This window comes from Vibrio thalassae (assembly GCF_900089835.1).
GTDB classification, from domain to species: domain Bacteria; phylum Pseudomonadota; class Gammaproteobacteria; order Enterobacterales; family Vibrionaceae; genus Vibrio; species Vibrio thalassae.
In genome coordinates, this window is record NZ_OANU01000095.1 from 1 (window position 1) to 10,708 (window position 10,708).

The 10,708-nt window shown below is 42.0% G+C and carries 2 protein-coding genes; one reads left to right on the forward strand and one right to left on the reverse strand.

The genetic code is table 11. From position 1 onward, the window contains the following. On the reverse strand, positions 1 to 5,375 hold a 5,375-nt coding region (locus VTH8203_RS18980), incomplete at its 3' end, for an Ig-like domain-containing protein (RefSeq protein ID WP_158296192.1). A 455-nt stretch (positions 5,376 to 5,830) separates the two neighbouring features. Between VTH8203_RS18980 and VTH8203_RS25160 the strand changes: the two genes are divergently transcribed. Further along, a partial coding sequence (locus tag VTH8203_RS25160) for a glycosyl hydrolase family 18 protein (protein WP_096995049.1) occupies positions 5,831 to 10,708 on the forward strand: 4,878 nt, incomplete at its 3' end.

Genomic DNA, 10,708 nt, shown 5'->3' on the forward strand with positions numbered 1-10,708 from the left:
GTAAAGTTAGAATCGGTATTACTATATTGAACGGCTTCGAGTGCGGTTTGGTAATCACTGATAGAGGCATCGCCCGTCAGCGTCAGTGTGTTATTGCTGGTATCGTAGCTTCCCGTGATACCGCCTGACGCAGTAAAACTTAAACTCTCATTGCTATTGGCGCCAATTAGCGTGATTTGTGCGCTGGCTATTGTGCTTGAATCAATATCGGTGATGTTTACATTCTTCAATAAGGCCGTTGGGCCATCGCCGTTGACAAATGCCTTGTCGGGTGAATCAAAAGTCAGGCTCGGCGCATCATTGTTCGCATAAATATCGATGGTCATGGTGGCGGCGCTGATGGAGTTATCACCATCATCATCGACGACATGAAAAGTAAAGGAATCGGGTACGGCTGAATTGGTTTGCGGTTGATATTGCAGGTTCGCCACATCGGCGCGTGGTATTACTTGCCCCTGAGTAATGGCGCTGCCCGAGCCAACTGATAAGGTGCCGTCACTTGGAAGCGTTTCAATGATAATGGCACTGTAGTCGTTCGATTCCTCATCACTGTAATCAAAAGCGTTGGCGATGAAGGTATAGCGCGTATCTTCTATTGCGGTGACATTACTGTTATTGGCGATGGGCAAATCATTGATGGAAGTCACGGTTAAAGAGATATCAGTGATGTTATCCCGCTGAGTATCATTGGTCGTTACCCGGATAGTACGTGTTGTCGTAATTGGATCCTCAGAGCTGTTTTCGTAGCGCAATGTCTGCAAGGCATCTTCAAAAAGGCTACGATTTGCAGTGCTTCCGGTACTTGGTGTCACAGTGATCACATCGCCAGTATTGTTGATGTTTAAGCCGTTGATAGTAGAAAGGTTAATTGAATCTTGGTTAGCGTCATAGTCAATAAGTTCGATGGTTAAGCTGGCTAATGGTGTATCTTCACTGTCGACAATACTGGCGCTACTATCAAGAGTTAAGGAGCCTTGGTTTTCGCTATAGGTGTAATCGGTTTGACTAAAGCTGGCAACGGATAGGCTAGTGTTAACATCCAAACTGTCATACGCGCTATCTTCATCACTATTTTCTGCCCGTTGCGCCACCGCCTCCGCACGTTGCTGAATTTCTTGTTGAGTTAATGCGCCAGAGTAAGCGGCAAAGCCATAAATACCATCATTCGGTGAGTTTATGGTGTTAACTGATCCACCTGTTGACGAACTTTCAACACGCAGTCCAATCTGGCTGTTACTGGCTTTAATAGCAGTGATGAAATCATTATTAGTATTATTCGTTGTATTGCTAATCGTTGCGGTTAGAACACCATCAATATAAAGATCATAGCTTTTAGTATTTTGGGTGTAAATTAAGGCTAAATGCTGTACATGACCATCACGTATGACTGGTACTTCGCTACCTGATGGAGAGAAATCCATTTTTATTCGAGTAAAGCCATTAGCGCCGGATTCACCAGATACGCCATTTTTGGATTGAAGCTCAAAACCAAGCTGTTTATCTTGATGACCATTGCTGAGCATAAAGCGTTGACCTGTGGACTGCGTATTCGTAGGCTGTCCACCGCCAAGCTCTAAATCGACCCCAAATAAGCTCACCGCTCCCCATAAACTTGAGTCCTCGATATAAGTGATGATCTCAAAAGACGCATCGCCATCTCCGATATTGCTCAAGTCCATCGTCACAGGAGAGGGGCTGCTTGAATCATTGAGTAACGCTATTGGAATAAAATATGGGTGGTGCTGAACAATTTTATCCACAACTGATGTTGGAGTCGATAAATTAGCCCACTCTTCTATCGCCCATGCGGCACGAGAGCGACCATCATCTTTGATGTGATCCCACAAGTCCCTAATATAGTCGCCATCAGTATCTGATAGCAATGTGTTGTCAATGCTTGGGGCGGCCTGATTTTGAGCATCATAGTAATCGGTGATCGCGAGTTTGAGTAAATCAGAGACCCCACGAGTCTCGGTGTCTGAAAACGGATCACTCTGCTTGTCTTGATTTAATTCATCCGAATTCGCCACACCATCTTGGTCGATATCCAGATCGAATTTATCCCAAACGCCATCGTTATCAACATCCGCTACAGCGTCTAAAAATCGTGCGGCTTGAGTAGAAACAAACGTTTGGTCAAGAGCACTGGCGATAGCTGAAAATCCATAAACACCAGTTAGCGTGTTGTCAAAAATTGCAGGCCCCATCTCAGCATAAGCGTTTTGGGAAAGGCCTACCATGCCAATCTCTGTGCTTTGGTCATGGATCGACTCGAACCTTGAATAAGTCACACTGCCTTGATACTGCCCATCGAGATAGAGTTTATAGGTTTTGCTACTTTCTTCCCAATTGAGCGACACCAGTGCAAACTTGTTAAAGGGGCTATTCTTTAACGGGCTAAATGTTTGTAACGAAGCAGATATGTTTGTGTCTGGATTACTGTATCTGAACTGTACTTTATTGAATCGATTATGCTCTAACCTGAGATCAATTGACCCGCTACCATAATCTGCATCTGCACCACTTAAGCAGGTTTCATCAGTTTGACAAAGAGTTTTGCTATCAAATAGTTTAATCGCTCTTAATTCAGGAATATGCTCTAAATAGGCAACGAACTGATAATGGGCATCACTATTGCGTAAGAATGTCAGGTCTACAGTTTCTGGGTCGGTAGCCAGGCCATAATTAGGGGTAAACCCTCGCTTATAAATACGATTGGATGTGATACTTGAATCTTGGAAAGAGACCTGACCAGCTAACCAGTGCGACATAGGCTCACGAGTGGTGGGGGACTGTAACTCGTTATAGATATCGGCAATATGGTCATCGTCAATATCTTTGGTCCATTCGGCACTGTTATCCACGAGAGGATCCAGAGCCGCGAGGCTTTTTTCTAGTAGGTCGTTAAATCCATCACCATCATAATCAGTATATGGATTGTTATCGTCTTCATCGAGATAGCTAGCGACATCATCGTTATCATTATCTGTCGATGCGGTATTAGTATTAATTGCAGTACGTAGAGCATCAATTGTATCAACTGATCCTATGTTGCTTACTAGGTTTTCAAATGTCGTTAAATTACCGGACGTTACACCTTCAAAACCGACATCTTGCCATTCTAATTCTGTCGGTTTATCACTGGTATTGTCGTCAATATACGACATCACTTTGTTGTAAGTAGACGCAACCACATTAATATTAGGGTAGTTATGACCACCTGACCTTGCAGGCTCAATGGTCGCTAAACGTGATAGTCGGTCGGTGAGCTCATCAACATTATTTGCATCAATAGCACTGTAGCCTATTGCGTTGTAATCCTCATAGCTCGGTTTAGTTTCTGACTGATTAACGAAATAATTTCTTACTGTCTCCCATTCGCTAATGTGTGTTAACTCAGTGACTTCCAATGATGCGCTATTAAGAGCACTAACGGCATTTTGACTGCCTGAACCATTCACTATTGGTTGTGAAGTGTCAGTTGGGTCGCCCACAATGAACTTGTGCTGAACCAAGTCAGAGCTGAGGTCCGCTAATTTGCCACCTATCCAATTCGTATAGCGAGAAGATGAGGAACGATTCCCCGGTAATGAGAGAAACGTGGTTTGCTCAACGCCTGAATTAAGCTTATAAGAAAGCTTGATCAATTGGCTTTCAGTACAGTTGTCTATGTCGTTATTACATGATGAAAGATTTGTAGCGGGAGGATACGGGTGCAACATATATAAGTTGTATAGATTGTATATATTATCCGCATCCACACCTTGATTTATACTTCCTAGATCTTGATACCTAGGTCTTTTGTCACCATCAGCGTCTTTACCGATATAATCTTGAAACTCGGTGAGGTTATATCCAGAAATAATATCCCTGTCTTGCCTTAGCATAGACAACGTATTGGTTATCCAGAATGCTGAATGATTCTCATCATAATAACCATCGAAGGCTGAATGACTAAATCCCATCGCTTGATAATGGCTATCATCAGGCTCAATGAAATGCAGTTTAGACTGACCATTAAATGGCGAATTAGTAATATAGCTTGCATTATACTCGTTGAGTTGGGCTTTTAAGTTGCCAAAAGGTGTGTAGACGCTGACGTCAAACGTTTGAATATTTTGATCATTATTGCTGTCCCCTAGCGAGATTTTCAATGTAATGAGTCGGCTTTCAGCGCTGTCTGTGCGAGTAAATTGTAGTGTTCTCAGAGCAGTTTCATAATCACTAGCGTTACCGGTGCCATTAATGGTGAGCGTATTGCCACTAAAGCTATTATTGGCGCCGCTGATTGAGCTAGTATCAATAGATAATACATCTCCCGTTTGTGAACCAATAATCTCGATTGTCGCCTGAGTAAGATTGTTGCTTCCGGCAGTAAGAGTTAGGTTTGGGTTAACCTCATCTTTAACAGTATCAATAATGACAGGATTTCCCATATTTTGGACTGTTGATACCGTACTTACTAAGTCAAATTTATTGGGAACCCCGTCTTTATCAGTATCTCCATTAGTAATTGAAAATCTGTTAAAAAAAGCATTCCGTTCGGTTTGAGTTAACTTTTTATTAAAAGCTTGAAAGCCATACACACCGGATAATGAATTATCAAAATGGGTGTTAATACTGGCTCCATTTGCATTTCGAGCATTCAAACCAACTTGTAACGTGTCCCCACCTGAAAAGCTGAAGTCATCAAAGTTGAGTGAGTATAGAGAGTTAGTATTTGTATATAAATTAAATTGTCTATAACCATCGTAGGCCAAGTAAAACATCTTAAATTTGGTTTGATTGGTTATTGCTGGATAATTGGTGAAGTTGACGTTGGTTACGTAACCTTGGCTGGTACTTGAGTTATCCCATTCGCTACCAGGTTGTGACACTTGGCGCAAAGCCGCACCTGTGCCTTCTGACATTAAAAGAAATGAGTTATATGGGTCGGGCGACGCTGCGGGATTAGATTTAAATAAGTGTAGGTCGTAAAAATCTGTGTACTGGGCGGGGTCAAACTCTTCTAGGTTGATGATAAAAATAAATGATGCGGCATCATTAGCCGTTAAGCTTGTAAGATTGATGGTTTGGCTTGCGCCAATGCCAATAAATTCATCCCAAAGCGATATCCTACTGCTTGACGCAGTAGTGTCAAAAGTCGTTCCCTGAACATAAGCAGCAAGCGCATCAGGATTATTTTTAATCGTAAGCCAAATGTCAGCAATATTGTCGCCATCGTTATCGACAGTAAATAACCCACTATCATCGCCACCGGGTGTTAAATCCGATGTTAAAATGCTTTCGAGTTGATCACTAAAACCATCACCGTCAGAGTCTGCAGCCTGAGAAGGTGATGATATTACTACTGATAATAAAAAAAGAGTGTACAAGACTCTAAATTTGCAAAAAAATGGGTCAATAGATAGTTTTCTAACTACATAGTTTAAAAGCATAACAATAATTACCCGATTATAAAGATGTTGTCATACAACCTACTTAAATCTAACTATCTGAACGTTAACTATTTTATAGTCTATATTTTATATTATCTCTACGTACAGCTTTGATCAACATTCTTCATTAGTCAATGAGCAACTCACTTAATATAGATTCAAAATTAGCCGACAAGATTTATGATTTTAAAATCCATAAGTAATATTTTTTGTAATTTACTGAAATAATAGATGAATTTAAGCGACTCACTACAGCGAACGTTGTTTTTTGTTAAAATTTATTGCGGTACTAGGATTTGCCGCCTAGACTAATATTCCGGCTTAGTAACATTTATATTAATACTGTTCCTTTGTGATATGTCTAACCTCTAGTTTAATGGCAGTTTTTTATTATGAAATTCAAAACATTACTGGTATCTCTTTCTACGTTGATTCTTAGCTCGTGTTTTGAAACAAATGGTATTGTTCAAACTCACGACAGCGACGTGAGCGAAAATGTAGCAGGTACGGTCGCCGTCGGTGCCGGTTTACCTGGACATAAACTTACGCTTTACGAACTTGATTTAAATGATAAATCTCAACGAACAGTAGTCGAATCAGTTGAATTAGATACGTTGAGCCGTTTTGATATAGATATCCCCGGTGATTTGAATTCAGAGGTTTTATTGGCTCAAATTGTAGAATTAGAAGCCTCTGATACTGTAATCTTAGAGGCAGTAATCTTTGCGCAAGATTTTGATAAACCAATAAAGATAACACCTTACACCGATCTCATCGCTAAAAGTATCCTCAATAATGATTCGCTATCAGACTTAGATTCAATAAAACAAGAGTACGACAATGTCGCGAGTGGCGTTGTTGCGATGCTTCAACCTATTAGTGATTCATTAGGCATTAGTCTTGAAGCGGATTCTCTTTTATTTGGCCATTTTCCCATTGAATCTAGTGGTCATGATGAACTTATAGAGGCGGTTGCATTTAATTGTGATGAGTTAAATTGTTCGATGGATTTTGCCAGTAATTCCGTTGAACAAGCCGTGGCCGCGCAGGGAATATCGACAGAATTCACTATTGACGACACATTGGCAGAACAACTTAATCAAACGGCCTCCGGACTTAATGATTTAAAAGAAACGCCTCCAGAGAACTTTGATTTTACTGCAAGCATCAAAGAAGCTGGCCCGGTTATTATGCTCTTTTCTTATGATGGTGCGTGGGGGCAGCCTGGTGATGCTTGGGCTGGCTATAACGGCAAAATAAAACTTATTAACCTTTCAGATGGCCCATTGGATGTGGCTAATAAGTCCTTATCGATGATTTCTGAATCACTTGACATGAAAGGTGCTTGGGGAGCAGGTCTCAAGAAAAAAGTACTTAATAATGGCAAGACCAAATATACCTTTAAATTTCACAAATATTCGCAACCATTACAACCTGATGAGCATAGAGTAATTGGATTTAATGGTAAGGGGTCGCCAACGGAAGTTAATGACTTGACCCGATGTCGCTACAAAGGGGAAAGCTGCATCATCAAATACGACGACACCTTGTCTGATTACGTAAGTGGTAGCTCATTTGTAGTTGATATCAATAGTGAAGAGGTTGTTGAGGATGGTGATATAACGGATGATGTCAACGCTACCGGAACTAACCAAGGTGGTTCTCCTGTAGAATTGGTTACAAATGAAACGGTGGTAGATATTATATTGGAAAAAGCGGGTGAACCATGGTCTACCGGCTTTAATGGTGTGATCAAATTCGCCTCTCCTGTCGCGACCTCCTCTTGGTCTTTAACCTTTCAAAAACCTGCAGATGTCAGTGCTATCTCTATGTGGTCCCACGGTGGTGGCTTGAAAGATGTAGAGGGGCAGTCTTTTATTAATGTCACCAACAAGAGCTGGAACGGGTCACTAAGTCCCGATGTTGAAAACTCAATTGGGGCTAGTATTACAGGTAAAAGTACTTATGGTGTTATCTCAAATGAAGGCTGTGTGTTAACACTTGATGGTGTTAATTATACTTGCCAACTGATCGTAAATGAAGAAGTGACGAGTGCAGAAGAACTCTCAACTATCAACAGTGTTGGTGCAGAAGTTGCTGAAATTATAGAAGATAATGGTACCGTTGATAATGAAGAAGACGATGTAGCCACAGATATAGCGCAAGTCGATAACACAACAACTGACATACATTCTGCCGTAGTGAAAGGAAGTGGCTTAACTCAAAGTAAAACCCCAACAACAATGACATTTACAGCTCCTAGTGATTTTAAAAATAAAGTCGTTGCTGGGTATTTATCGGATTGGAGCGTGTATGGTCGTGGCTTTGATGTTGAGCGCCTACTGACGCCAGAGGGTACCTTTCCATACAATAAACTCGTCTTTGCTTTTTTGGGTATTTGTGGGGATAAGGGATCGCTTGCCGGTACGATAGCTGCAGAGTGTCAAGCTCAGGGTAAGAAAGAATTTGAGGTTGTATTTTTAGACCCTTGGGCTGATTTTGGTGTTTCAGTCAGCCCTCGTCAAAGTAGCAAACCTTATGTCGATGGTAAAAGCAAAGGAGTGATTGAACAGATACAGTACATTAAGAAACAAGTCCCTAATATTAATATTTCTGCCAGCATTGGTGGTTGGACCATGTCTGAGCCATTTCATCGTATGGCAGCGAGCCAAGAAAATATTCAAACGTTCGTCAATTCTTTAAAAGCGCTTCAAACTGAATACGGCTTTACTGGCTTTGATATTGACTGGGAGTTTCCTGGCCATGGTGGCGCCTCAGGAAAATTCACGTCAAATGATGGTCAATATTTTAAAGACTTAGTTTGTGCGGTGAAATCAGGGCTGGGTGATAATGTCGAAGTCTCGAGTGCCGTGGGGGCGACGACAACGTTTATTGGTCATATCGGAGAGCACTATAAAACCATTTATGATCAAGGGTGTCTCGACTACATCTATATGATGAATTACGACTATTTCGGCGCGTGGGACACAAAACTAGGGCATCAAACTAGCGTGATGCCGTCGACGTCGTTATCAGGCGCTGCACCTAATGATAATGATATGCGCTGGAGTGTAAATGCAGCTATTCAAGCATTTGAGCAAGCAGGCTTTAAGCGTGATCGCTTATTGATGGGCATTGCTAATTATGGTCGAGGCTTTAAATCGAACGATTTAACAACCAATGAGCAAGGGGCCATAAGTGGTACGAAAGCATCAAAAGATCCGTCAGCAGGTACCTTTGAAAACGGCGTGATGGAAGGCTATGACCTATGGCGCAATGTCGCAGGTGATGATTTACAAGGACGAGGTGATTTCGCTCTTTATAGTGATTTTGAAGCCCATGCTGATGCTTATTACAATAACGTAACCGGCGACTACATTTCCATTGATACCCCAAGAACGGCTTATATGAAAGCCAAATTGGCGGACATTCTTGGGCTAGCTGGTACGTTCGTTTGGACTGTCGAGCAAGATGACGGCCGAATAGTAACCGCAATGCAAGACGGGCTGGGCATCAATGGTGCCGTCCCTGCTGATCGCTCTGCAGCCTACACCGCTTGTGGTATTCCATTTAAGGATGGCGACAACAATTTATGTGCACAGCTTTATAATGGCCTCAATGCCATCGCGTCAAACTCTGGCTCTGATAAAACCATTGCAGCTGTCATCGCGGATGCCGTTAATGTGCCTATTGCAGATCCAACAGATACGAGTACATCAGATACGAGTACAACAGATACGAGTACAACAGATACCAATACTGATGATTCAAATGATACATATACGATCTATCGCTCAGAGCTTATTCAGCATCAATCTGATGCAGAGAGCGGGTATAAGACGGCGATCAATGATGCAAGGTTGATGATCAGAACCCTGGACAACAGCATAGTAGAAGCCGTAACTCCGTTGAATATTAGTAATCCAGACAACGTTAAACGTGTTGAGAGCATATTCACTCAAAGTGATTGGGATGAATTGTTCTCTCATGCAGCACCTGAATATTCTTATCCTAAATTCTTGCAAGCGGTAGCTAAGTTTCCGGCTTTATGTGATACCTACGACGATGGTCGCGATAGTGATGCTATCTGTCGTAAATCGCTAGTAACCATGTTTGCTCATTTTGTTCAGGAAACAGGGAAAAATTCATCCTTTGACGGCGAAACATGGAAGCAAGGTTTGTACTTCGTGCGTGAGATGGGCTGGACAGAAACTGCGTTAAATGGCTATAACGGCAATTGTAATAATCCAGACGATTTTGCCAGCCAAGTCTGGCCCTGTGGTAAGTTTGACAGTGGTGAGTACAAGTCCTATTTTGGTCGTGGTGCCAAGCAGCTAAGTTACAATTATAATTACGGCCCATTCTCAGATGCTATATACGGCGATGCTAATGTATTACTTAACAGCCCAGAGAAAGTGGCTGATACATGGTTAAACATTGCTTCTGCTATCTTCTTTTATGTGTACCCACAACCGCCTAAACCTTCAATGCTGAGTGTTATTGATGGCTCTTGGAAACCGAATCAAGCCGATATTGACGCTGGTATCAGTAGTGGATTTGGCGCAACGATTCACATTATTAACGGCGGTCTTGAATGTGGTGCGGGCAATGAAAGCCATACCGGTCCTGCAAATCGTATCTCCTACTACCAAAAATTTGCTGACTATTTTTCAATGGCTATCCCTGCAGATGAGGCGCTTGGCTGTCAAGATATGAAGCCATTTGAGTCAACGGGCGCGGGGGCGGTGCCTATTTACTGGGAGCAAGATTGGCAAAATGCCTACAAATGTAAACTCGTCACTTATCAAACTGCTTATACAACGTTTGATGATGATGGTTACGAGAACTGTGTTAAGGCAAAGTATCCTGATGTGGTGATTGTGGAGGATGTTGATAATCCAATTGTTAATGATGACTCGAGCACAGATAGTACTGATGATAGTTCAGTTGTTAATGACGATTCGAGCACAGATAATACGGATGATAATTCGTCACCACCTTCTAATCCTGCGGACTGCACCTCAGGCTATTGTACTGCGGTTGCCAATATTGACGGTAAGGAAGTGTCAGAAGTAATTTCTAATGCGAACGCATCGAGTGTTATTCGTAACAATGAGCTTAAGTTTGGCGGCTATGTCTCTGATTGGGCCCAATATGGTCGTAAGTTTGCGCTGGCCAATGTAGGGGCAACGGCCTATACCGAATTAGTCTATTCTTTCTTTGGTATTTGTGGTGACCGAGGTACCTTTGTATCCGATAAAAGTAATCCT